23 protein-coding genes are annotated in these 23,829 nt (G+C 59.9%); 11 read left to right on the top strand and 12 right to left on the bottom strand.

Annotation, left to right across the window (positions count from 1 at the left end; genetic code table 11):
- The first annotated feature begins 97 nt into the window (after positions 1 to 97).
- Entirely contained in the window at positions 98 to 1,795 is a 1,698-nt protein-coding gene (gene ade / locus PH562_RS12365) for an adenine deaminase (RefSeq protein ID WP_285173284.1), read from the top strand.
- Here ade and bglA read toward each other — a convergent pair whose 3' ends face one another.
- A complete protein-coding gene (gene bglA, locus PH562_RS12360) occupies positions 1,796 to 3,442 on the bottom strand; it encodes a beta-galactosidase BglA (protein ID WP_285173281.1) in 1,647 nt (548 codons plus the stop codon).
- 291 nt (positions 3,443 to 3,733) lie between these two features.
- Here bglA and PH562_RS12355 point away from each other — a divergent pair, with 291 nt between their 5' ends.
- The 8 genes from PH562_RS12355 to PH562_RS12320 all read left to right on the top strand — a co-directional run bounded on the left by PH562_RS12355 (position 3,734) and on the right by PH562_RS12320 (position 12,240).
- Positions 3,734 to 5,314: a peptide ABC transporter substrate-binding protein gene (locus PH562_RS12355; RefSeq protein WP_285173279.1), complete on the top strand. Its 1,581-nt coding sequence runs from the start codon at positions 3,734 to 3,736 to the stop codon at positions 5,312 to 5,314.
- 51 nt (positions 5,315 to 5,365) lie between these two features.
- Positions 5,366 to 6,289 carry an ABC transporter permease subunit gene (locus tag PH562_RS12350; RefSeq protein WP_285173277.1) on the top strand — a complete coding sequence of 308 codons (924 nt, stop codon included), beginning with the start codon at positions 5,366 to 5,368 and terminating at the stop codon, positions 6,287 to 6,289.
- On the top strand, positions 6,286 to 7,203 hold the full coding sequence (locus PH562_RS12345; RefSeq protein WP_069612725.1) for an ABC transporter permease subunit: 918 nt from the start codon (positions 6,286 to 6,288) through the stop codon (positions 7,201 to 7,203). The genes PH562_RS12350 and PH562_RS12345 overlap by 4 nt, the downstream gene beginning before the upstream one ends.
- Position 7,204: 1 nt before the next feature.
- Entirely contained in the window at positions 7,205 to 8,200 is a 996-nt protein-coding gene (locus PH562_RS12340) for an ABC transporter ATP-binding protein (protein ID WP_113230110.1), read from the top strand.
- Positions 8,193 to 9,179: an ABC transporter ATP-binding protein gene (locus PH562_RS12335; RefSeq protein ID WP_113230109.1), complete on the top strand. Its 987-nt coding sequence runs from the start codon at positions 8,193 to 8,195 to the stop codon at positions 9,177 to 9,179. Before PH562_RS12340 ends, PH562_RS12335 begins: the two co-directional genes overlap by 8 nt.
- 99 nt (positions 9,180 to 9,278) lie before the next feature.
- Complete coding sequence (locus tag PH562_RS12330; protein ID WP_285173265.1) at positions 9,279 to 10,196, top strand: sugar kinase; 918 nt, start codon at positions 9,279 to 9,281, stop codon at positions 10,194 to 10,196.
- A gap of 236 nt (positions 10,197 to 10,432) precedes the next feature.
- On the top strand, positions 10,433 to 11,533 hold the full coding sequence (locus tag PH562_RS12325; protein WP_285173264.1) for a glycosyltransferase family 4 protein: 1,101 nt from the start codon (positions 10,433 to 10,435) through the stop codon (positions 11,531 to 11,533).
- A 266-nt stretch (positions 11,534 to 11,799) separates the two neighbouring features.
- Positions 11,800 to 12,240 carry a MarR family winged helix-turn-helix transcriptional regulator gene (locus PH562_RS12320; protein WP_095435469.1) on the top strand — a complete coding sequence of 147 codons (441 nt, stop codon included), beginning with the start codon at positions 11,800 to 11,802 and terminating at the stop codon, positions 12,238 to 12,240.
- 39 nt (positions 12,241 to 12,279) lie between these two features.
- On the opposite strand, the gene der is transcribed toward PH562_RS12320, so the two are convergent.
- The 3 genes from der to PH562_RS12305 form a co-directional block, all read right to left on the bottom strand.
- The gene (gene der, locus PH562_RS12315; protein WP_285173263.1) at positions 12,280 to 13,707 is read right to left on the bottom strand and encodes a ribosome biogenesis GTPase Der; all 1,428 of its coding nucleotides are present in this window, start codon (positions 13,705 to 13,707) and stop codon (positions 12,280 to 12,282) included.
- An 11-nt stretch (positions 13,708 to 13,718) separates the two neighbouring features.
- Positions 13,719 to 14,402, bottom strand: coding sequence for a tetratricopeptide repeat protein (locus tag PH562_RS12310; RefSeq protein ID WP_285173262.1), 684 nt, complete (start codon positions 14,400 to 14,402; stop codon positions 13,719 to 13,721).
- A 97-nt stretch (positions 14,403 to 14,499) separates the two neighbouring features.
- Complete coding sequence (locus PH562_RS12305) at positions 14,500 to 15,081, bottom strand: NnrU family protein (protein ID WP_285173261.1); 582 nt, start codon at positions 15,079 to 15,081, stop codon at positions 14,500 to 14,502.
- A 179-nt stretch (positions 15,082 to 15,260) separates the two neighbouring features.
- On the opposite strand from PH562_RS12305, the gene PH562_RS12300 reads away from it, so the two are divergent.
- The gene (locus PH562_RS12300) at positions 15,261 to 16,241 is read left to right on the top strand and encodes a polysaccharide deacetylase family protein (RefSeq protein ID WP_285173259.1); all 981 of its coding nucleotides are present in this window, start codon (positions 15,261 to 15,263) and stop codon (positions 16,239 to 16,241) included.
- Positions 16,242 to 16,437: 196 nt separating this feature from the next.
- Here PH562_RS12300 and sbmA read toward each other — a convergent pair whose 3' ends face one another.
- Positions 16,438 to 17,703, bottom strand: coding sequence for a peptide antibiotic transporter SbmA (sbmA, locus tag PH562_RS12295; RefSeq protein WP_285173257.1), 1,266 nt, complete (start codon positions 17,701 to 17,703; stop codon positions 16,438 to 16,440).
- A 425-nt stretch (positions 17,704 to 18,128) separates the two neighbouring features.
- On the opposite strand from sbmA, the gene PH562_RS12290 reads away from it, so the two are divergent.
- A complete protein-coding gene (locus tag PH562_RS12290; RefSeq protein ID WP_285173256.1) occupies positions 18,129 to 18,713 on the top strand; it encodes a PadR family transcriptional regulator in 585 nt (194 codons plus the stop codon).
- 9 nt (positions 18,714 to 18,722) lie between these two features.
- On the opposite strand, the gene map is transcribed toward PH562_RS12290, so the two are convergent.
- The 7 genes from map to PH562_RS12255 form a co-directional block, all read right to left on the bottom strand.
- Complete coding sequence (gene map / locus PH562_RS12285; protein WP_285173255.1) at positions 18,723 to 19,475, bottom strand: type I methionyl aminopeptidase; 753 nt, start codon at positions 19,473 to 19,475, stop codon at positions 18,723 to 18,725.
- Between the two features lie 138 nt (positions 19,476 to 19,613).
- On the bottom strand, positions 19,614 to 20,126 hold the full coding sequence (locus PH562_RS12280; protein ID WP_285173254.1) for a GNAT family N-acetyltransferase: 513 nt from the start codon (positions 20,124 to 20,126) through the stop codon (positions 19,614 to 19,616).
- 52 nt (positions 20,127 to 20,178) lie between these two features.
- Complete coding sequence (locus tag PH562_RS12275) at positions 20,179 to 20,607, bottom strand: DoxX family protein (RefSeq protein ID WP_285173253.1); 429 nt, start codon at positions 20,605 to 20,607, stop codon at positions 20,179 to 20,181.
- A 30-nt stretch (positions 20,608 to 20,637) separates the two neighbouring features.
- The gene (locus tag PH562_RS12270) at positions 20,638 to 21,108 is read right to left on the bottom strand and encodes an SRPBCC family protein (RefSeq protein ID WP_285173252.1); all 471 of its coding nucleotides are present in this window, start codon (positions 21,106 to 21,108) and stop codon (positions 20,638 to 20,640) included.
- 99 nt (positions 21,109 to 21,207) lie between these two features.
- Positions 21,208 to 22,464 carry an RNA polymerase sigma factor gene (locus PH562_RS12265; protein ID WP_285173251.1) on the bottom strand — a complete coding sequence of 419 codons (1,257 nt, stop codon included), beginning with the start codon at positions 22,462 to 22,464 and terminating at the stop codon, positions 21,208 to 21,210.
- Positions 22,461 to 22,835, bottom strand: a complete 375-nt coding sequence (locus PH562_RS12260; RefSeq protein ID WP_095435479.1) for a YciI family protein — start codon at positions 22,833 to 22,835, stop codon at positions 22,461 to 22,463. Before PH562_RS12260 ends, PH562_RS12265 begins: the two co-directional genes overlap by 4 nt.
- A 184-nt stretch (positions 22,836 to 23,019) precedes the next feature.
- Positions 23,020 to 23,823, bottom strand: a complete 804-nt coding sequence (locus PH562_RS12255; RefSeq protein WP_285173250.1) for a membrane-anchored protein — start codon at positions 23,821 to 23,823, stop codon at positions 23,020 to 23,022.
- Between the last annotated feature and the right edge of the window lie 6 nt (positions 23,824 to 23,829).

Below are 23,829 nucleotides of genomic sequence, written 5' to 3'. Positions count from 1 at the left end.
TTCTATCAACAAATTCGGATTGATCCCCTCTCCCCGTAGAACGGGGAGAGGGCTAGGGTGAGGGGTAATACGGAATCACAGCAAGCAGGAAGAAGCCATGACCACCAAACTCGAACGCTATATCGACCAGGGCGTCGGCCGGGAGCCTGCCGATATCGTGCTGAAGAACGGCCACTTCTTCGATCTGGTGACGGGCGAGCTGGTTGCCTCGGATATCGCTATTTGCGGCGATCGCGTCGTCGGCACCTGCGGCGATTATCAGGGGCGCGAAGAGATCGATATTGCCGGCCGCATCGTCGTGCCGGGCTTCATCGACACACATCTTCACATCGAATCCTCGCTGGTAACCCCGCTCGAATTCGATCGCTGCGTGCTGCCCTACGGCGTGACGACGGTCATCTGCGATCCGCATGAAATCGCCAACGTGCTCGGCACCGAAGGCATACGCTACTTCCTCGACTGTTCGCTGGAAACCATCATGGATATCCGCGTCCAGCTTTCCTCCTGCGTGCCGGCAACGCATCTGGAGACCTCGGGTGCCGATCTGCCGATCGAGACGCTCCTGCCGTTCCGCAATCATCCGCAGGTGATCGGCCTTGCCGAATTCATGAATTTCCCCGGGGTGATCCATAAGGATCCCGTCTGCATGGCGAAACTCGAAGCCTTCCAGGGCGGCCATATCGATGGCCACGCGCCGCTTTTGCGCGGTAATGACCTCAACGGCTATCTCGCAGCCGGCATTCGCACGGAGCATGAATCGACAACCGCCGAAGAGGCACTGGAGAAGATCCGCAAAGGCATGCACGTGCTGGTGCGTGAAGGTTCCGTTTCCAAGGATCTACACGCGCTGATGCCTGTTATCACTGAGCGCCTGTCGCCTCATCTGGCGCTTTGCACCGACGATCGTAACCCGCTCGATATCGCCGAACAGGGTCATCTCGATTACATGATCCGCACGGCGATCGCCCATGGCGTCGAGCCGCTGGCGATCTACCGCGCCGCCTCGATCTCGGCAGCCCGCGCCTTCGGTCTGCGTGATCGCGGTCTCGTAGCACCGGGCTGGCGCGCCGATCTCGTCGTCGTCGACAGCCTGGAAAGCTGCAAGACCGAGATCGTCTTCTCCGCAGGCCGCCGTGTCACCGCTGAACTCTTCGCGACCCGCGGTTCGGTCGAGCCGGTCGGCCTCGACAGTGTCAAGGCCCGCCCGATCAACGCAGCCGATTTTGGCGTGCCGGTGACGGAGGGCGAAAGCTCCGTCATTGGCGTGACGCCTGGCAAGATCATCACCCAACATCGCCGCTATCGCCTGCCGACCAAGGGCAACCAGACCGATATCGACCTCGGCAACGATATCATCAAGGTCGCCGTCATCGAGCGGCACGGCAAGAACGGCAACCACGCCAACGGCTTCGTCCAAGGTTTTGGCTTGAAGAAAGGCGCGATCGCCTCGACCGTCGGCCATGACAGCCACAATATCTGCGTCGTCGGCGTCAACGAGGATGACATGGCGCTCGCCGCCAATCGCCTCAGTGATATCAATGGCGGTTTCGTCGTCGTTGAGGACGGCGTCGTGACCGGTGAAATCGCCCTGCCTGTCGCTGGCCTGATGAGCCTCGAACCTTATGAAAGCGTACGCGACACGCTGCACCACCTGCGCCAGGCAGCCTACGCCCTTGGCGCGACCTTGGAAGAACCTTTCCTGCAGCTCGCCTTCCTGCCCCTGCCTGTGATTCCGCATCTGAAGATATCGGATCGGGGTCTGGTCGATGTCGACAAGTTCATGTTGATCGGGTGATCAGGCGAGCTTGCCGCAATAAACATCCAGAGCAGCAAGCGTTAGCGCTGCTCCGGCATCTGCCGTGTCAAACCCCGGCATGGCGATCGTCTTGCCAAGCTTGATGTCCTCCGGCAAGGCAACCTTCACAGGCTTGCGGGAGAGATTGAAGACAAAGAGCAGCGTCTCGTCACCCTTGGAGCGGGTGAAGGCGAGAACGTCCTCTTTTGTATCGAGGAAGGTCATGTCGCCATCGCGCAAAGCGGCATGTTCCGCACGGAAAGCCAGCGTCCGCTGGTAGTGATGCAGCACGGAATCCGCATCCGCCTCTTGCTTGTCGACGGCGAGCGCCGCATGCTGGTAGGGAACCGGCAGCCAGGACTTGTCGGCGGTGGTAAAGCCGGCATGGGCACGGCTCGCTTCCCAGGGCATCGGCGTGCGGCAGCCGTCGCGCCCCTTGAAGGCCGGCCAGAAGCGAATACCATAGGGATCGCGCAGATCCTCGAAGGCAAGCTCTGCCTCCGGCAGACCGAGTTCTTCGCCCTGGTAGAGACAGATCGAGCCACGCAGGGTTGATAACAGCGAAATCGCGAGCTTCGCCACGCGCGGCTGCTCCTCCTCCGTCTCGGCAAAGCGGCTGATATGGCGCTGAACGTCATGGTTGGAAAAGGCCCAGCAGACCCAGCCATCAACGACATTGTCCTGGAAATCGCTGACGCAGCGCCGGAAATGCGCCGGCGTGAAATCGGGACCCAAAAGATCGAACGTGTAGCACATGTGCAGCTTGTCGCCGCCGCTGGTATAGGCCGCAACCGTCTCCAGCGAGCGCACGCCGTCACCCACTTCGCCGACGGTCGTGCGGTTTTCGTATTGATCGAGCAATGCCCGCAACCGCTTCAGGAAGCCGATATTCTCCGGCTGCGTCTTGTCGTAGAGATGGTTCTGCATCCCGTAAGGGTTGGTTTCGGGCGCATCGAGCCCGCCGGTCGCGACGAGCGCCGGCGGATTGTCGCGGAGCTTCTTGTCGCAGAAATAGTAGTTGACCGTATCCAGGCGAAAACCGTCCACGCCGCGATCAAGCCAGAATTTGACGGCCGCCAGCACCGCATCCTGAACCTCCGGATTGTGGAAGTTCAGGTCCGGCTGCGAGGTGAGGAAATTGTGCTGGTAATATTGTCTGCGCACGCCGTCCCATTCCCAGCCGGGGCCGCCGAAGATCGACAGCCAGTTGTTCGGCGCCGTGCCATCCGGCTTCGGATCCGCCCAGACATACCAATCCGCCTTGGGATTGTCGCGGCTTGTACGGCTTTCGACAAACCAGGGATGCCGGTCGGAAGTGTGCGAGATGACCTGGTCGATGATGACCTTGAGGCCGAGTTCATGTGCTGCCGCCATCATCTCATCGAAATCGGCAAGCGTGCCGAAGATCGGATCGACATCGCAGTAATCGGCGACGTCATAGCCCATATCGGCCATCGGCGAGGTGAAGAACGGCGCCAGCCAGATTGCGTCGACCCCCAGTGCGGCAATATGAGGTAGACGCCGGGTGATCCCCTTGATGTCGCCGAGCCCGTTGGCATCCGTGTCCTGAAACGACCGCGGATAGACCTGATAGATCACTGCCCCGCGCCACCAGTCGGCTCCCGCCGCTTTATTCGTCGATTTCATCAAACCGCCTCGATATCGCACAAGGCCTGCCAGTTTGCACACTCGGGCGCAGGCGGCAAGTCGCAATCGGCCAGGCTGCCAAACCCAACCTCCGGGCGATAAATTCGCAGTATCAATTTTAGAGTTTTGTGAATATGAAAGTTCACACGCTAAGCATGCCCGACTTTTTTTAACTTGAAAGCGACGTCGCTTTCGATAACTTCGCGCATTGACCTGCACGTACAGGTCACCTGCGGATCAAAAACACCCTTGTAAAACAAGGACAAGAACTCCAGAAAGGTGGGAAAACATATGGCGCATATCACCAGAAAATTTATCGCTGCGGCTTTCGTCAGCACGATATTGAGCGTTTCCGCGCATGCCGCGACCCTCAATATCCACAACGGCGGCGACCCGACTTCGCTCGATCCGCAAAAAATTTCCGGCGATTGGGAAAACCGTATCGACGGCGATATCTTCGAAGGGCTGGTGACCGAAGATCCCAAGGACAACCCAATACCCGGCCAGGCTGCAAGCTGGACCATTTCGCCCGACCAGAAGGTCTATACCTTCAAGCTTCGCGACGGCATCAAGTGGTCCGATGGCCAACCGGTGACGGCTCAGGACTTCGTCTTTGCTTTCCAGCGCCTGATGGACCCGAAGACCGCCGCGCAATACGCCTATCTGCAATATACGATCCTGAACGCGGAAAAGATCAACAAGGGCGAGATCAAGGATCCGACCCAGCTCGGCGTCAAGGCGATCGATGACAAGACGCTCGAAATCACGCTTGAAAACCCGACACCTTACTTCCTCAACGCTCTGATGCACTACACGGCCTATCCGCTGCCGAAGCATGTCGTTGAAGCCAAGGGCGACCAGTGGGTCAAGATCGGCAATATCGTGACCAACGGCCCGTACAAGCCCACCGAATGGGTGCCCGGTTCGCATGTCAGCATGGTCAAGAGTGACCAGTATTACGGCGCCAAGGATATCAAGATCGACAACGTCAACTATTACACGCTGGAAGATCAGGCCGCTGCCCTGAAGCGCTATCGTGCCGGCGAATTCGATATTCTGACCTCGTTCCCGGCCGATCAGTATGACTGGATCCAGAAGAATCTTCCTGGTCAGGCGCATGTGGTGCCGTTCCTTGGTACCTACTACTACGTCATGAACGCCACCAAGCCGCCCTTCAACGACAAGCGCGTGCGTCAGGCTCTCTCCATGGCCGTCAACCGCGAAGTCATCGGCCCGAAGATCCTCGGCACCGGTGAACTGCCGATGTATTCCTGGGTCCCGCCGGGCACCGCCAATTATGGCGAGCCGGCCTATGTCAGCTGGAAGGATGAGCCCTACAAGCAGAAGGTCGAAGAAGCAAAGAAGCTTCTGAAGGAAGCCGGCTTCGGCCCCGATCATCCCTTGAAGGCTCAGCTGCGCTACAATACCAACGACAACCACAAGCGCATCGCCGTTGCGATCGCCGCCATGTGGAAGCCGCTCGGCGTCGATATCGAGCTCTACAACACCGAAACCAAGGTGCATTACGATGAAATGCAGCGCGGCGAGGTGCAGATCGGCCGTGCCGGCTGGCTCGCCGACTACAACGACCCGATCAACTTCCTGAACCTGCTGTCCACCGGCGTCGAGATGAATTACGGCCGTTGGAGCAACAAGGACTACGATGCTCTGATCAAGCAGGGCAATGAAGAGATCGATCTGAAGAAGCGCGCCGAGATCTACAAGAAGGCCGAACAGCTGGCCCTCGACGACAGCGCCGCAATCCCGATCTACTACTACGTTTCCCAGAACATCGTCGCCCCGAAGGTCCAGGGCTTCGTCGACAATATCCAGGACATCCACCGTACGCGTTGGCTGTCGATCAAAGAATAATTGGGAACAGGCTCCCTCCCGGACACAACCGGGAGGGAGCCGTCTAAGATCATGTTTGGCTACGCTCTCCGTCGTTTGCTGTCGACAATCCCCGTCTTGTGGATTGCCGTGACAGTGTGCTTTTTCATTCTGCGCCTCGCTCCCGGCGGCCCCTTCGATGGTGAAAGGCCATTGCCGCCGGAAGTCAAAGCCAACCTCGCGGCTCACTACAACCTCGACAAGCCCCTGGTTGAGCAATACCTGATCTATGTCGGCGACGTCATGAAGGGCGACCTTGGCCCCTCCTTCGCCAATCAGGACTTCACCGTCACCCAGCAGATCATGTCCGGCTTCCCCTATACGTTGACCATCGGCGGCTCCGCCTTCGTGCTCGCGACTGTCGTCGGCGTCTTCATAGGCTGTCTCGGGGCGCTCTATCAGAACCGGGCGGCCGATTACTGGCTGGGCGGCGGCCTCCTGATCGGCCTCGTCATGCCGAGCTTCCTGATCGCCCCGATCCTGCAGCTCGTCTTCGGAAATACGCTCGGCTGGCTGCCGGTCGGCGGCTGGGGCGACGGCTCGATCAAGTTCCTGATCCTGCCCATCATCGTCCTGACCCTGCCGCACGCGGCTCGTATCTCACGCCTGATGCGAGGCTCGATGATCGAAGTGATGAGCCAGAACTTCATTCGCACCGCCAAAGCCAAGGGCATCGGCCCGCGGCTGACGATCATGCGCCACGCGTTGAAGCCGGCCATGATGCCTGTCGTCTCCTATCTCGGACCCGCGGCAAGTTACCTCCTCACCGGTTCGCTAGTGGTCGAAAGCATCTTCGGCCTGCCCGGCGTCGGCCGCTACTTCGTCGGCGCGGCGCTCAACCGCGATTACGGCATGGTTCTCGGCACCGTCGTTTTCTACATGGTCCTGATCGTGGTCCTCAACCTGCTGGTCGACATCGCCTATGCCTGGCTCGACCCCAAAGTGAGAATGCGATGATCCTCAATTCCGCCAAGAGAGAATTGCTGGAAGCGGAATTGCTTTCGGCAGAAGGGCTCGCACCAAAGGGGCGATCCCTCACCGGCGACGCAATGCGTCGTCTCCTGCGCAACAAGGCGGCGGCACTTTCGCTTGTCATACTGGCCGTGCTGGTTCTGGTCGCCATATTCGGCCCGTATTTCCTGCCCTTCAACTACGAGGATCCGGACTGGACGTCGTTCCGAGGTGCTCCGGACTTCGCCGCCGGCCACTATTTCGGCACCGACGGCAACGGCCGCGACCTGCTGGCACGCACGCTCTACGGCACCCGCGTCTCGCTGACGGTCGCACTTGTCGCCACCCTCGTCTCGGTCGTCATCGGCGTGCTCTACGGCGCCGTTGCCGGTTATTTCGGCGGTCGCGTCGATGCGATCATGATGCGCTTCGTCGATATCATGTACGCCCTGCCCTACGTCCTCTTCGTCATCCTGCTGATGGTGATCTTCGGCCGTAACGTCTACCTGCTGTTTGCGGCGATCGGTGCGCTGGAGTGGCTCACCATGGCCCGTATCGTGCGCGGCCAGACGCTGTCGATCAAACAGCGGGAATTCATCGAGGCTGCCCGCGCTTCCGGTCAGCGGTCGTTCAAGATCATCCTGAAACACATCGTGCCGAACCTCGTCGGTCCTGTCGTCATCTACGCAACGCTCACCATCCCGGAAATCATCGCTACGGAGAGCTTCCTCTCCTATCTCGGCTTCGGCGTTCAGGAGCCGCTGACCTCTCTCGGTACACTGATTGCCGAAGGGTCGGCCGGCATGGAGACGACGCCATGGCTGCTGTTCTTCCCGGCCGGTTTCCTGGTCGCGCTGCTGATGAGCCTGCTCTTCATCGGCGATGGTCTGCGCGACGCATTCGATCCGAAGGATCGCTGACATGACAGAAACACTTCTCGAACTCAAAGACTATTCGATCACCTTCCGCACGCCTGAAGGCGAAGTGGCCGCGGTCTCGAAGATGAACCTCAAGATCGGCCGCGGTGAGCGCATCGCCATCGTCGGCGAGTCTGGCTCCGGCAAGAGCCAGACTTTCCTCGGCCTGATGGGCCTGCTCGCCAAAAACGGCCGCACCAGCGGCCAGGCGCTGCTCGACGGCAAGGATCTGCTGACGCTGAAGCCGCGCGAGCTCGACCATGTGCGCGGCAAGGACATGGCCATGGTCTTCCAGGACCCGATGACCGCGCTTAACCCGTCGTTGCGCATCTCGCGGCAGCTGACGGAGCAGCTCGAGGTCCATGGTGGCCTGACAGCGCGCGCAGCTTCGGCAGCAGCGCTCGACATGCTGAAGCGCGTCGGCATCCCTGATCCGACACGTCGCTTCAACCTCTATCCGCACGAGCTTTCGGGCGGCATGCGCCAGCGCATCGTGATCGCCATGGCGCTGCTGACCAAGCCGAAGCTCCTCATCGCCGATGAGCCGACGACGGCACTCGACGTGACGATCCAGGCCCAGATCCTCGATCTCTTCAATGAGCTGACGGCGGAAATGCATACGGCGCTCATCATGATCACCCATGACCTCGGCGTCGTCGCCGGCCTCGCCGACCGCGTTGCCGTCATGTATGCCGGTCGCATCGTCGAGGAAGCGCCGGTGGAGGAGCTTTTCGAAAATCCGGCTCATCCCTATACGGCGGCGCTTCACTCGGCGATCCCGCGGCCGGATCAGGATGTCGACGATCTCACCGTCATCCCCGGACGGCCGCCCAACCTGATGCACCTGCCGCGCGGCTGCGCCTTCTCGCCGCGCTGCGCCCATGTGCAGGACGACTGTCTCGACGCGGCGCCGCCGCTCGATCCGCTGGCGCCACGCCGTTGCGCGGCCTGCTTCCATCCCCTTTCGGCTAATCAGGAACGGAGCCTCGTCCATGGCTGAGCAAACGCTTCTGAAGGTCGAGCATCTGACGACCGAATTCGAGCTGCCGTCGAAATCCTTCTTCAAGCCGCCGCTGATCCTGACTGCGGTCAACGATGTCAGCTTCGAGCTGAAGACCGGACGCACGCTCGGCATCGTCGGCGAATCCGGCTGCGGCAAGTCCACGCTCGGCCGCTCGATCCTGCGGCTGATCAAGGCGCAGAAGGGCCGCATCCTCTGGCAAGGCGGCAACCTGCTCGATCTCACCGAAGAGGAAATGCGCGCCGCTCGCCGCGACATGCAGATCATCTTCCAGGATCCGATCGCCTCGCTCGATCCGCGCATGACCGTGGGTGACATCATCGCCGAGCCGCTGACCGTCTTTGAACCGAAACTGACCCGCGCTGAGCGGCAGGATCGCGTTCGCGAGATCATGGCGGCCGTCGGCCTCGTTCCGGAGATGATCAACCGCTACCCGCACGAATTCTCGGGCGGACAGGCGCAGCGCATCGGCATTGCCCGCGCCGTCATCACCCGGCCGAAGCTTATCATCTGCGATGAGCCGGTTTCGGCCCTCGACGTCTCGATCCAGGGACAGGTCATCACGCTCCTGCGCCGCCTGCGCAAGGAGTTCGGCCTCACCCTCATCTTCATCAGCCACGATCTCTCCGTCGTGCGTCTGATCTCGGACGACGTGCTGGTGCTCTATCTCGGCAAGGTGGTGGAAGCCGGTGAAGCCGCGACGGTCTTCGACCATCCGGCCCACCCCTATACACAGGCGCTATTCTCCGCCGCGCCGATCCCCGACCCGAAGCTCGCACGCGGCCGCGAGCGCATCCGCCTGCAGGGCGATCCGCCCTCGCCGCTCAATCCGCCGCCGGGCTGCGTCTTCTCGCCCCGCTGCTGGAAGGCGACGGATATCTGCCGCACGAAGATGCCGCCGACCGAGCAGGTGCGCCCCGGCCAGACCGCGGCCTGCTATCATATGGATCGGCCGTAAATCAGGTCCAGGAAAAGTGGACGGCGGCAGCCGCCGTCCACCTTGCCCCAGCCGCCGCTTGCGCGTATGCAGCACCAAGACAAAATGCAGGAGGCAGTCTTGGGCGGGCGTTTTCTATCGATCGGCGAATGCATGGTGGAACTGTCACAGGCCGACGACGGGCACCTGCGCAAGGGCTTTGCCGGCGACACCTTCAACACTGCCTGGTATGCCCGCGCCTGCCTGCCGGCAGATTGGTCGGTCGACTATTTCACCGTGGTGGGTGACGACGCCATGTCCGACGAAATGATCGCCTTCATGGGCGGTGCCGGCATCGGTACGGACAGCATCCGCCGCCTGCGCGGCAAGACTCCCGGCCTCTACATGATCAATCTGAAGGATGGCGAACGCTCCTTCAGTTACTGGCGCGACAGCTCCGCCGCTCGCCAGCTCGCCGCCGATGGCGATGCCCTGCGCGCTGCAATAGAGGCGTCCGACGTTCTCTATTTCTCCGGCATCACGCTGGCGATCCTGCCGCGCGAAGACGCCTTCACGCTTCTGGCGGAGCTGCGCCGCGCCAAGGCTGCCGGCAAGCTGGTCGCCTTCGATCCGAACCTGCGCCCTCGCCTGTGGTCCAGCCTCGATGCCATGCACACCATGATTTCGGAAGGCGCACGTGCCGCAACGCTTGTCATGCCGAGCTTCGACGATGAAGCCATCCATTTCGGCGACGATTCGATTCCCGCCACCATCCGCCGTTACCGGCAGTACGGAGCCCAGATGATCGTCGTCAAGAACGGCGCCGAGGGCGCGACCATCGGCGACGGCACCGATGAAACCCTCGTTCCGGCGGTCAAGGTCGCCAAGGTTGTCGACACCACAAGCGCCGGCGACAGCTTCAACGGCGCATTTCTGGCTCACTATCTGCCGCATCAGGATGCGGTCGCTGCCGCTAGCTTCGCAGCCAAGATCGCGGCAAAGGTCATTCAGGAATACGGTGCGCTCGTCTCGCCCGACAAGCTGAAATCCATCCGCTAGAGCCGGATGATTTTAGGTCTGTTCGACCTAAAATCTGAATCCGCTCTAGCATCAAAGAAGTAGAGCGTGATGTCGTCCGAAAACCGCCTACACTTTTCGGCATCACGCTCTAAGCGCTGTAATATTTCCATCATGGACACCCCCCACAATAGAGTGGGCGCGGGAATCATGTTTGAAGCACCGCAATCGCTGGCACCGTCATCATGAGGATGCGGTGCGGATGGACTGTTTTGGGCATGTTGCAACGCTTGTCAGACATCGATCAAACCACCTGGACGCAGGCGGCGACACCTGTCGCGGTACCCGAACGGCTGCTCATCGTCAGCGACGCCTGGCACCCGCAGGTCAACGGTGTCGTTCGCTCGATCGAGAATACCAATCGCGAACTGACGCGCATGGGCGTCGAAGTTTCTATGATCACGCCGGACGGCTTTCGCAACATCCCCTGCCCGACCTACCCGGAAATCCGGCTTTCGATCGCCAGCTATCGCAAGATTGCCGCAAGAATAGAAGCGCTTCGGCCCACTTATGTCCACATTGCCACCGAAGGTCCCCTTGGGCTCACCGCAAGGCGCTGGTGCCTGAGAAACGGAATGCCTTTTTCCACGAGCTATCACACTCGCTTTCCCGAATATGTGGCCGCGCGTCTGCCGATACCGGAAAGCTGGCTCTATGCTTTCGTCAAATGGTTTCATAATGCGGGCTACGGCTGCATGGTGGCGACACCGAGCCTTGCGAACGAGCTTAAACTGCGCGGCATTCGCAATCTGCTGCCCTGGAGCCGTGGGATCGATTCCCATCTTTTTCGGCCGCACCCGCTGGAGGACAACCCCTTCGGCCTGCCTCGTCCGATTTTCATGACGGTCGGCCGTGTCGCGCTGGAAAAGAACCTCCCCGCTTTCCTTGCTCTCGACCTGCCCGGATCGAAAGTGGTGGTGGGCGATGGCCCCGCGCGGGCGGAATTGCAGAAGCTCTATCCTGATGTCCATTTTCTGGGAGCGAAATTCGGCGAGGAACTGGCGCATGCCTATTCGCAGGCCGACGTCTTCGTCTTTCCATCGAAGACAGATACCTTTGGCAACGCCATTTTGGAAGCGCTCGCGAGTGGCGTTCCGGTCGCCGCCTATCCGGTTACCGGGCCTGCGGACATCCTGGGGGGAGACAGGACAGCCGGCGTTGTAGACCCGGATCTGGCGACAGCCTGCCTTGCCGCACTCTCCTGCTCCCGCGATGCTGCGCGCGCGCTGGCGCTCAACTATTCGTGGGAGGCCGCGACGGCGCAATTCATCGGCAACGTCCGCATTGCCAATCACCGCGGCCGAGCTCATCCTCGCTGAACTCGGAGTCTGCTTCTTTCAGCATTGAATCTTGTTGACCTGACGCGCCAGAAATCAAGGGCATTTCGTCCTTGGTTTCAAGGTCAGCACCTGAGATCCTGCCATAATACCCGCTGTCAAATCTCGTAGCCGAGATGGAAGTGCCGGAAGATATCTGCCGGCGAACAGTATCCTCAAAAAGGAAGAAACCCATAGCCCAGGCATAAATTTGGGTGTACAATTATTTATCGCACGACTTACATGAGACCTCTCCGGGAGTTCTTGGGATGACTGACGACCTGTTAAAGCTTGATAACTTCATCTGCTTCGCGCTCTATTCGGCGAACCATGCGATGAATCGGCTCTATAAACCCATGCTGGACGCGCTTAATCTCACCTATCCGCAATATCTCGTCATGGTGACGCTATGGGAAGAAGACGGCCAGACCGTCGGCGGTATCGGTGAAAAGCTGTTCCTGGAATCAAGCACGCTGACGCCGCTGTTGAAACGTCTGGAGGCAGCTGGCTTTATCAAGCGCATCCGCAGCAAGGAAGACGAGCGCCAGGTAATGATCCAGCTGACCAGCGAAGGCAAGGCGCTGAAGAAGAAGGCCGCAACCGTTCCGCCGTGCATCCTTGATGCCACCGAGCAAACGGCCGACGAACTGACGCGGCTGAAGGCGGAAATCACGATGCTGCGCGAAGCGCTGAGCAGAAACGCAGCCTGAATTGACGCGCGCGATCACGCGGTCTGCCGCTTACGCGATTTACCGCTTCTTCTTGTTTTCGTAAGGATTTTCCGACGTCCGGAAATGGATGCGGATCGGTACGCCGGGCATGGCGAAGTCCGCGCGCAGACCGTTGATCAGATAACGCACATAGGACTCCGGCAGAGCATCCGAGCGAGTGCACGAGATCATGAAGGCCGGCGGCCGCGCCTTTACCTGCGTCATGTATTTCAGCTTGATGCGGCGGCCGGAAACGGCCGGCGGCGGATGCTGAACCTGCTGCGTCTCGAGCCACCGGTTGAGGCGCGCGGTCGAGACGCGCTTGTTCCAGACCTTGTCGGTATCAACGATCGCCTGCATGAGGCGGTCAAGCCCCTCGCCCGTCTGGCCGGCGATCGGAATAGCGCGAATGCCGCGTGCCTGCGGCAATAGCCGGTCGGTCTTTTCGCGCAGATCGGCAAGGACAGCCTGACGATCCTCGATCATGTCCCACTTGTTGAAGGCGAGCACGGCGGCGCGTCCCTCGCGGATCACGAGATCGACGATCTGCAGATCCTGCTTCTCGAAGGGAATGGTCGCATCGAAGACGATAACGACGGTTTCGGCGAAACGGATGGCGCGCAGCGTGTCGGCAACCGAAAGCTTCTCCAGCTTCTCGGTGACCTTCGCCTTGCGGCGCATTCCGGCGGTATCGAACATTTTGACGGTACGGCCGCGCCAGCTCCAGTCGACGGAGATGGAATCGCGGGTAATGCCGGCTTCCGGGCCGGTCAGCAGCCTGTCTTCGCCAAGGAAGCGGTTGATGAGCGTCGACTTACCGGCATTCGGACGGCCGACGATCGCCACGCGCAACGGGCGCGTCTCGTCATAGGCGGGCTCTTCGTCGATCTCTTCGCCATCTTCACCGACGGCAGGGCGCGGAATGCTGACATTCGTCTCCGCCTCATCTTCCTCTTCCCCGAAGGCGCGTTCGGGGCCGATTGCCTCGACGATGGCGTCGCGCAGATCCATCATGCCCTGGCCGTGTTCAGCCGAGATCGGACAAGGCTCGCCAAGGCCAAGCGTATAGGCATCGTAAAAGCCGCTATCGGAGCCGCGCGCCTCGGACTTGTTGGCAACGAGCACGACAGGTCTGCCGCGCTTGCGCAACATTTCGGCGAGCGTCTTGTCGACATGGGTCAAGCCCATCTTCGCATCGACGACGAAGAGCGTCAGATCAGCCTCATCGATCGCCGCTTCCGTCTGGGCGCGCATGCGACCCTGAAGTGATTCATCCTGGGCCTCTTCAAGACCGGCGGTATCGACGATACGGAAGCGCAGATCGATCAGCTTGGCTTCACCGGGGCGGCGGTCACGCGTGACGCCCGGCGTATCGTCGACGAGCGCCAGCTTCTTGCCAACCAGACGGTTGAACAGCGTGGACTTGCCGACATTCGGGCGACCGACGATCGCGACCGTAAAACTCATTGAGCGATCCTTCAGCCTTTTGCGACCGGAGCCTTGCTGGATGCAGTGATGAGATCGAGCAGCATCTGGGCACGGTTGGCAACGTTGCGCGGGCTCTGCGGATCGTCGACGATCGCCTGGAACCATTGCCGGGCCTTGGCTAAATCGCCGGCCTTGTAAGCGGCAAGGCCGAGAACGTCGCGCGCCGAATGGCGGAAGGCATCAGCCGGGACGGCCAGTTCCTGGGCTTCGGCGGCGACCTGATCGTAAGTGCCGGTATCGACGAGAAGGTAGGCAGCACGCAGGCGGGCTGCATTACGGATAACGACCGGAAGGTCCGTCTGCTTGCCGACCGCCGAGAACGTGGCGATGGCAGCGGCCTTGTCCCCCTTCTGCGCCTGCAGCGTCGCGGCGCGCAGGCGGGCCAGCACCGGATAGGAGCCAGGGCCACTCTTTTCGATGGCGGCGAATGCGGCCAGCGCTTCATCCGTCTTGTTTTGGTCGGCAAGCGTCAGCGCGGCAATGAACTGATCGCCGCCGCTGCCGGCCTGATTGCCGGCCCAATAGCGATAGCCGCTATAGGCCGCGGTGCCGAGAACGACGAGCACGGCAGCACCGATGATGAGCTTGCCGAAACGGCGCCATATGAACCGCAGCTGGTCCGAGCGCAGTTCCTCGTTCACCTCGCGGATGAAGCTGTCGTCATTGAATGCCATTCTTGTCTCCGGCCCAGGCCAAATAGTTCAAAGCTTAGGTTTAGTGGGGCCTTCTACTCCATTTTGCGGCTGATGTAAGGGGGAATGGCAGAAATCGTCACATAACGAGCGGCGAAACCCCGATAATCCACGCATGAAGCTTCCAAATGATCAAGGCCCAAACGATAACACCGATGACGATCGCGTAAACATCATATTTCGCCGAGACGAAGGGACGCAGCGTGATTTCGCCGGCACGCTCGCGCCGTTTGAGCGAAATGCGCAGGATCACGCCCCACGCGAGAAAGGCAGCAAAGAGCAGGATGGCCGCTCCATCGCCATTGGAGAGAAGATGCGCCAGCGCCCAGATCTTCACCGAAAGCACCATCGGATGCTTGGTCCTGAGCGCGATATGCCCCGCCGGCAGCAGCGAGGCAACAAGACAGATGAGGGCGAAAAGCATCAGCAGGATGGTAATGTGACTCATCCAGAACGGCGGTGTCCAGATCGGGGTCATGTCGCGCGCCTGACCAAAGCCGTAGATCAGAATGATCAGCGCCACGATGCTCGCGATCGAATAGGCACCCTTCCAGCCGCCCTCGCCCAAACTCGCGATCATCGAGCTTCTGAGGCCGGGGGCGAAGACACGGATCAGATGGAGGCCGAGAAAAAGAACAATGCCGAGAATGAGCAATGCCATGGATGAAATCCTTTATGGTCTTGTAGTCACATCCTTATCGGCTGCCGTAAAAAAATACTAGCATCACCGCAGCTTCGCCGCATTTCCGCGAAAGGAAGGAAGCGACCCCGAGCGCGCCATCCGATATCGCCAGACGATTCCTGGCAAGCCGTGCTCGATCCAATTAGTATCCGGTGCCCATGTTTCGCTTCGCTACCTGTCTCTCCATCGCCATTTCCTTAGGGCTGCCCGCAGCCGCCCAGGCTGATGACAAGCCCAAGCAGCTCATCATGATTTCCTTCGATGGCGCTCATGACAATGCGCTCTGGACCAAGAGCCGCGAGATCGCTTCGCGCAATGGCGCGCATTTCACTTACTTTCTGTCCTGCACCTTCCTGATGAACAAGACGCAGGCCAAGGCCTATCAGGGACCGAAGCAGCGGCCGGGCAAATCGAATGTCGGCTTCGCCAAGAGCGAAGACGATGTCCGTACCCGTATCGCCAACATCTGGGGCGCCCATCAGGAGGGCCACGACATCTCAAGCCATGCCTGCGGCCATTTCGACGGCAAGGGCTGGAGCGCTGCCGACTGGAAACAGGAATTCATGAATGCCCGCATCGCCCTCCGCGACGCCTGGAAGAATGTCGGCCTTGCAGACAAGGAACCCCAGGGCTGGGAAGATTTCGCCACGCACGACATCAAGGGGTTCCGCGCACCCTATCTCTCCACCAGCGATGGCCTCGTGCCGGCGGAAAAGGAGATGGGCTTCCAGTATGATGCAAGCCTCGTCACCAAAGGCCCTGCCCTGCCGCAGGTCGTCGACGGCATCTATCGCTTCGGCCTGCCCTTGATCCCCGAAGGTCCCGAACATCGCCCAGTCATCGGCATGGACTACAATCTCTATGTCCGCCACTCCAAGGGCGCCGAGGACAAGGCCAATGCCAAGACCTATGAAGACCGCACCTTCGATGCCTTCGAAGCCGCCTTCAACGAGCAATATGACGGCAAGCGCATTCCTCTGCAGCTCGGCTTCCATTTCGTCGAAATGAACGACGGGGCCTATTGGCGCGCCCTCGACCGCTTCGTCAGCGATGTCTGCCACAAGCAGGATGTCGCCTGTGTCAGCTATTCCGAAGCAATTCCATTGATTGTGGCGCGCGGCAAGCCGCAGCAGGGGTGAGGAGCGATCAGACAAAGCGGGAGCAATCGATCCAGTGAATCGATTGCCGCGAGTAACACCCCGTCGGCGGGTTCAGAATACCAAAGCGAAGGACCGGCGGTGCGGCAAAGGAAGCCTTTCCCTTACCTCCAAAGTCGAAAGCCTAAAATCAACCTCCTCCCATTGAAAAAGGCTCCGTTTCCGGAGCCTTAATTCGTCAGCCATCCGCGTGAATTACGCCTGCTTCACGCTCCAAATAGCGCTGATCGATCGGCGGCAATGGCTCGTCATAGATAGCGGCCTCGAAAGCCTTCAGACGCTTGTGGATCGACAAAAGCTCGATGATTGTCGTCCAGGAGCTGACGAGATACTGGAAGGAGTTGCTGACCTGACCGAAGGCCGTGGCGATCTGCTGCCAGATGCCGAGCGTGATCTTATGCGCGACGAAAGTCGGAACCAGCACGAAATAGAGGAAGATCGCGTCGAGCTGACCATAGGAATAGCGAGCGACGTTAAAATAGGCGTAGTGGAAGTACATGCGGAAATAATTGCGGCGAACGTTTGAGAAGAGTTCCGCCACGGTGGGCGGCTGTGCGCGGTCTTCGCGATCCTCGCCGTAGACAAGCTCTTTTCGGTAGGCTGCCTCGACACGCTGATTGCGGAAGTTCAGCCCCGGAAGCTTGATCCCGAAGAGCGCAAGCAAGAACGTGCCGAATACCGACCAAATCAGCGCCAACCAAACGAGCGAATAGGGAATTGCGCCGATAATCGGCAGATCGGTCACGTATTTCGACAGTTCCAACAGAATTGGCAAGAAGACAATGAGCGTCATGACGGAGCCGATCAGGCTGACGCCGAGCCCTTCGAGGTTGGTCGCAAAACGCATCGTATCTTCCTGGACACGCTGCGATGCGCCTTCGATATGTCGGAGCTTTTCCCATTTCGACATATAGAAATTATTCATCGCCCAACGCCAGCGGAAGAGATAGTGGCTTAGGAAAAACGATGAAATAACGCTGACGGCGACGCCCACGAGACCGAGTTGCGTGAACGCCCATAACAATCCGTAGAAATCCCCATCCGTAACGCCGGGCTTTCCGCCGAGCGCATTTTGCAGCAGGTCAAAGAAAGGCCGGCGCCATACGTTTACTGCTACGTCGATCTGAACACCGAAATAGGTGATGAAGACGATGAAAGCGGAACCCCACACGGACCATACGATCCAGGGGTTGCCCTTCGAAACCACATGCCAGAAGCCGCAAAAGACCGCTGCACAGAGAATAAAGTAAAGATAAAACAAGAAATTAGTAGGAGTAATAAAGAACGCAGCCCCGACCGGCTGCTGTTCTTCCGGCAGCGGCGGATACCCCATGGACGCCACGACATGCGCGCCGACAAAATACCATAGGAAGACGCAGACGAGCGCCCAGGCGACCGCTGAGGAAAAAAATAATCTCGGATTCGGGAAGAAAGAATGAAACACGACGGTTAGGCTTCCTGTTGGTTCGAACGACCGCAATGGCGTCAATTTGTGGCGAGCCTAGGACAGTTCGCCGGGAGCGGCAACCGCCAGCGGCCTATTCTTACGTAGATGTAATCGCTTATCCCATGATCGTGATGCAGTTGTTCAACGGCGAATTTTCACCCATTGGATGAACCACTCCCCTATACGGTCACGCCTTCTTCTTCGATCCATCTCTTCCGCAAACCACCCCCTTGCAGAATTCTATCTTACGATATATATCGTACGACATGACTAACGATATAAACTCTCACACTTCAAGGAGAAACGATATGAGAGGTTTTAGAGACCGCCACATGTTCGGAGATGGCTTTGACATCGTCGAGGCATATATCCTACGACATGGTCGAGGCCGTGAATCGCGCGGCGAGCACAGGAGAGACTTCATGAGAGGCTTCAAGGGCGGCATGTTTGGCGGCGGGTTTCGCACCGGCCGCAAGTTCGATGCGGCCGATCTGCAGCTCATCATTCTTGCCCTGCTCTCCGAGCAGCCACGCCACGGTTATGAGCTGATCAAGACCTTCGAGGAGCGCTCCGGCGGCTTCTATGTTCCGAGTCCGGGCGTCATCTACCCGGCGCTGACCTATCTCGAGGAGACCGGCCAGGCCGAAGTCGAGGTCAGCGGCACAAAGAAGCTCTACCGCATCACCGAAAGCGGCCAGAAACGCGTCGACGACAATCGTGATCTGGTCGAGGTAACCCTCGCCAAGCTCACCTCCATCGGCGAGAAGATGGCTCGCGTCCGCGAGGTCTTCGACGGCGGGGATGAAGACGGTCGCGACAATCCGTTCGACCGCCATGGCGCCGGCGACGTTCATCGCGCTCGCCATCTGCTGCGCTCCGCGCTCCGCTCGAAGTTCCCGTGGAACAAGGCCGAAGGCGCCCGCATCGCTGATATCCTCGAGCGCGCCGCCGCCGATATTATTCGCGGTGAAGCGAAGACCGAGGACGGCCCGAAGGCCGACGAATGAGCCGACGCCTTAGGCGTCCGGCAATGTCAGGATGATCGGCCCGTTGCGGGTGGCAATGATCGTGTGCTCGTACTGAACCGTGGGAGCCTGCGGATCGGCATAGAGCGTCCACGCGTCGTCGCCGCCCTCTGCCCAGGTCGCACCGAGTGACAGAAACGGCTCAACGGTAAAAACCAGGCCATCTTCCATGATCCGGGTCTCGGAAGGGTCCGCCCAGGTGGAAACCTCGGCGGGCTCTTCGTGCAGCGAGCGACCGATGCCATGGCTGGCGAGATTGGCGATCAGTGTGTAGCGATTCTTCTGGGCAAAAGCGCCGACGGCCTGCCCGATCTTCGCAAGCGGCGCACCGCTTTTCACCTGGTTGAGGCCGACCCAGAGCGCCCGCTTGCCGTCCCGACACAGGCGCTCGATCTTCGGCTTGACCGGCGGCACGGTAAAAGATGCGCCGGTATCGGAGAAGAAGCCATCCTTCTCGGCCGATACATCGAGATTGACCAGATCCCCCGCCTTGATCACGCGTGGACCCGGAATGCCATGCGCCACTTCCTCGTTGACGCTGATACAGGTCGCGCCGGGAAACTTGTAGACTAGTTCCGGCGCCGATTGCGCGCCGGCATCCTCCAGCACCTTGCGGCCGATAACGTCCAGCTCCAGCGTGGTGATGCCCGGCTCCAGGGCCGAGGCCATGGCCTGCAGCGCATTGGCGCAGATGCGGCCGATATCTTTGAGCTTGGTCAGTTCTTCTTCGGTCGAAACGATCATCTACGGCTTCCGGCACTCCCGCTCTCTCAGCAGCGGTTCAGCGAGAGGCTCAAGGTGGCTTTCGCCCCTTCCCTTCGCACAGTCAATGTCTTTTTGGGCTTTCTGCCAGATAGCGCGGGTTTCGAATTGCGAAAGCGGTCAAGAGCGCGGATCGTCCGACAACAATGCCCAGCGCTCGTGATCGCACCATACGCCGCCGATCTTCAGATATTTCGGCGAGAATCCTTCCTTGTGGAAGCCGAGCCGCTTGACCAGCGCAATGGATGGATGATTGCCCGGCTGGATATTGGCCTCCAGCCGATGCAGGCCCACCGCATCGAAGGCGTGCGTGACGGCCAGACGAACGGCCTCCGTCATGAACCCCCGGCCGGCGAAACCCACCATGCCGTGATAGCCGAGAAAGGCGCTGCGGGAGCCGCCCCAAACCATCTGGCTGATATTGACGACGCCAACGATGGCGCCGGAGCCCGGATCGCGCGCTACGAGACCTATATTCGGCCCCGTCACAGTCTGACCGAACCAGGCATCGAAACCGTCACGATCGAGAAAGGGATAGGCCCAGGGCACATGATGGGCGCGGCTGGCAATATTGGCGGCGATCAGCTCGTCCGCATCCGATTGCCTGACCGGTGCGATGATCACTTGCGGCATGGCTCGCTCCGTCCTTTTTCGGAAGCGACCCCTTAGCAAATTGAATCCGAAATCAAAAGCTTCGCTGAAAGAACGGAATCATTTTCCGAACCGCTTCATAACGGAGATAAAGTCCGCCCCAGGCCATCACGCCGATATAGACGCCGAAAAGCAGATGCGAGAAGATCGGGCTGCCGACCCTCAAATGTGTCGCAATCGCGCCGCCGAGAAGACCCGTCAGCAGGATGCCGCCGAGGACCGACGTTCTCGGGATCGCGTAGAGAATGGCACAGCCGAGCGTAATGATGCCGAGCAACCGCGCAAGCGCCGGATCGGCGGAATAACCGAGCCCCGCCATCGTCTCCGTCACCACGGGTAACGGAATAAGCTTGATTACGCCATCAAAGACAAGAAAGGCAACGACCAGTCCGCTAAGGATCAAGCCGGCAACGCGCTGAGCGCGCGTGACCGAAGGCAAAGATGAATCGGCTGCATAAGACATTGCCGTATCCCCCGGAATTGAATCGGAAATTCAGATTCCAGCTGCCAGCGCCGCGAGCTGCTCGGCGCACTGGCCCCATCCCTGATGGAAGCCCATCTTCTCATGTGCTTCGCGATCTTCAGCCGACCAATGCAGCACGGTCGCGGTGTAACGGGTCTTGCTAGCGCCGAGATCGTCGAGCTGGATCGTCACCACCATGAAGGGCTTGGCCGACGGCACCCAGGCACTGGTGAAGGCATCGGTGAAGACGATCCGCTCATTGGGAACGACCTCCAGATAAACGCCGTTGCCCGGATAATCCTCGCCCTCGGGGCTGCGCATGGTAATCGAGCTTGAGCCGCCGGATCGAGCGTCCACGCTGGCAGCCGATACCGTCCATGGCAGAGGCGCGAACCATTGCTTCAGAAGCTCAACTTCGGTCCAGCAACGAAAAATCTTCTCGCGTGGGGCATCGATGACGCGGGTCAGGGAAAGCTCGTGGCGCTGGGTTTGCTCAGTCATGTCTTGTTCCTCTTTGCTGTTTGACGCGGCCTGCTCGGCTCATACTCCAATGACGTTCGAGACTGCCGTTTCCCGACAGCACAGACGCAAATTTTTTGATTATTTTGCAGCCGCAAGAGCATCCACGCTCAGACGATCGAGCTGATAACGGATATGGGCTGCTTCGGCAGGCGAACGGGCGAGCGCAATCGCCCTGTCGAAGGCGACGCGCGCCTCTTGCGCGCGGCCCAGCTGTGCAAGTAGGCCGCCCCTCACCCCATGAAAATAGAAATAGCTATCGAGCTGCGCTTCCAGCGGCGCAATCAGCGCTAGAGCCGCCTCCGGTCCCTTCAGTTTGGAGAGCGCGACCGAGCGATTGAGCGTGACGACGGGCGAAGGCGTCAGCCGCTCCAGCATCTGGTAGAGAAGGTCGATCTCCTCCCAATCCGTATCGACGGCGCGTTTCGCCCTTGAATGCAGTGCTGCGATCGCTGCCTGCACCTGATAGGGGCCGGGCTTGCGGTGACGGATCGCCTTGTCGAGCAGCGCCAGCGCTTCATCGATCAACGTCCGGTCCCAAAGCGAGCGATCCTGATCTTCCAGAAGGATGATCTGCCCGTCCGCATCGAACCGCGCATCCTTGCGCGATTGCTGCAGGAGCATCAGCGCCAGCAGCGCCATGGTCTCCGGCTCGGAGGGAAAGATCCGCAACAGCAGTCGGCCAAGCCGGATCGCCTCGTCAGCAAAGGCTGCCGCCTCGCGATGCGTTCCGCCGGCCGAATAGCCTTCGTTGTAGATGAGGTAGATCATGGCGCTGACAAGCGCCAGCCTTTCGCTCCGCTCCACCGCGCCCGGCGTTTCGAAGGGAACGCCTGCTGCGGCGACACGCGCCTTAGCCCTTGTAATGCGCTGCTCCATCGCGCTTTCGCTAACGAGGAAGGCGCGGGCGATCTGCTGCACCGAAAGGCCGGAAACAATGCGAAGCGCCAGCGCGATCTGTTGCGTCGCAGGCAGATCCGGATGGCAGCAGATGAAGAGCAATCGCAAAATATCGTCGCGATAGCCCGAGCCATCGAGCCGCTCGGCCAGATCGCTTTCGGCATCGCTCGTATCGGAGATCGTCTCCTCATCCGGCAGGCTCTGCAATCTCGCCTGCTTGCGCACCGTATCGATGCCGCTGTTGCGGCCGACAAAGATCAGCCAGGCGACGGGGTCGCGCGGCGGCCCCTTGTCTGGCCAGGTCTTCAAGGCCCTGAGGCAGGCCTCCTGAAAGGCCTCCTCGGCGGTATCGAGATTGCGGAAATAGCGCAAGAGCGCACCCATCACCTGTGGCCGGGCATTGGTAAGCGCGATATCGATCCAGGCAATGTCGGTCATGTTGCAACAGCTCCCGGCCGGAAGACGTAAAGCGGACGGATTTCATAGGAGCCGACGCCGGGGTTGGCCGCGGCAAGCTCCTTCGAAAAATCAATGGCTTCGTCTAAGGTTTCAAAATCGACGACGTAAAAACCGAGCAACTGCTCCTTCGTTTCGGCAAAGGGACCGTCGATCACGATCGGCTCGTTCTTGCCCTTGCGCAGGGTCGTTGCCGCCGTCGTCGGCATCAGCCGTGCCACAGGCCCTAGCTTGCCAGCCTTTGCCAGCGGTTCCTGCACGGCAATCAACCGTGCCATCGTCGCGTCTTCCTGTTCCTTGGACCAGGCAAACACGGTATCTTCGTCGTTGTAGCATAGGATCGCGTAAAGCATGGATATTCCCTTCTCCCTTTAAAGACGAAGGAATATCACCTGCTCCGACAGGCTACGTCAAAAAATATCGAAGAGGGCCTCAGATGTTCCCACGCCGGATCGCCAGGATACCGGCCTTCGCATCAAGCTCCGCAATGGCTCCGATAAGCGTCAGCCGCAGCTTGACCGTTGGCGAGCCCTTATCTCAAGGGTTGATGACGGCCGCAGCCGTTATCGGTGCCGGCCGCTTGGCCTTGGCATCGGCCTCCACCGTCCGACCAACCTTCGCCTTGCCGGTCCATAGCGGCAGACCGACGGATTGCGAGACGCTGGCATCAGTGGTGAACACCGGATAACCCCGTTCGATCAGCCGTTCGAGAACCTCGCGGTCCTTGCGCACATGCAGCCGCGCCAGATTTTCCTGATTGTAGACGTGCCCGCCGGAATCGGGATTGATGCCGGTGATGATGACTTCGGTCGCGCCGTTATAGATCGCGAAAAGCACGGCATTTATACCGTTCGAGCATTTGTCGTCCGCGCCGAGCTCGCTGCACTTTACCCCGCCGACCCGATCCAGCAGCGCCATGCGCTTGTAGCGATCGACGATCTCCAGCTTGTCGTAGCTGTAATTGAACCTCCGCAGTCCCTCTTCCAGCCGTTCACGCTCTTTCCGCCAGAGCAGGACGTAGAGCATCTTGGTCCGTTCGCCGTTCAGAACGCGGCGCACCTCGACGGCATTGGTGTTCGTGCCCTCGATCTGATTAAACTGGACGAGCGTCACATCAGGCGCCTCTATTCCCCAGCCCTTCGTAACCGTCTGCGAACCGTTGATCGTGATGACCTTGAAGCTTTCATCGAAATCCGCCGGCTTGTTCGAAACCGGCGCCGAGCCGACGACGAGAACAGGGCCATCGAACCGCTCCGCCAGCATCGGCGGCTTCGGCCGGGTCAGATGATATTTGATCTGCCGATAGTAATGTTTCTTCAGTTCAGAAAATTGAGCAGCCATTATTCG

Source organism: Rhizobium centroccidentale, assembly GCF_030182565.1.
Taxonomy (GTDB): domain Bacteria; phylum Pseudomonadota; class Alphaproteobacteria; order Rhizobiales; family Rhizobiaceae; genus Rhizobium.
The sequence above is the reverse complement of the archived record's forward strand: the minus strand, read 5'-3'. Positions and strand labels throughout refer to the sequence as shown.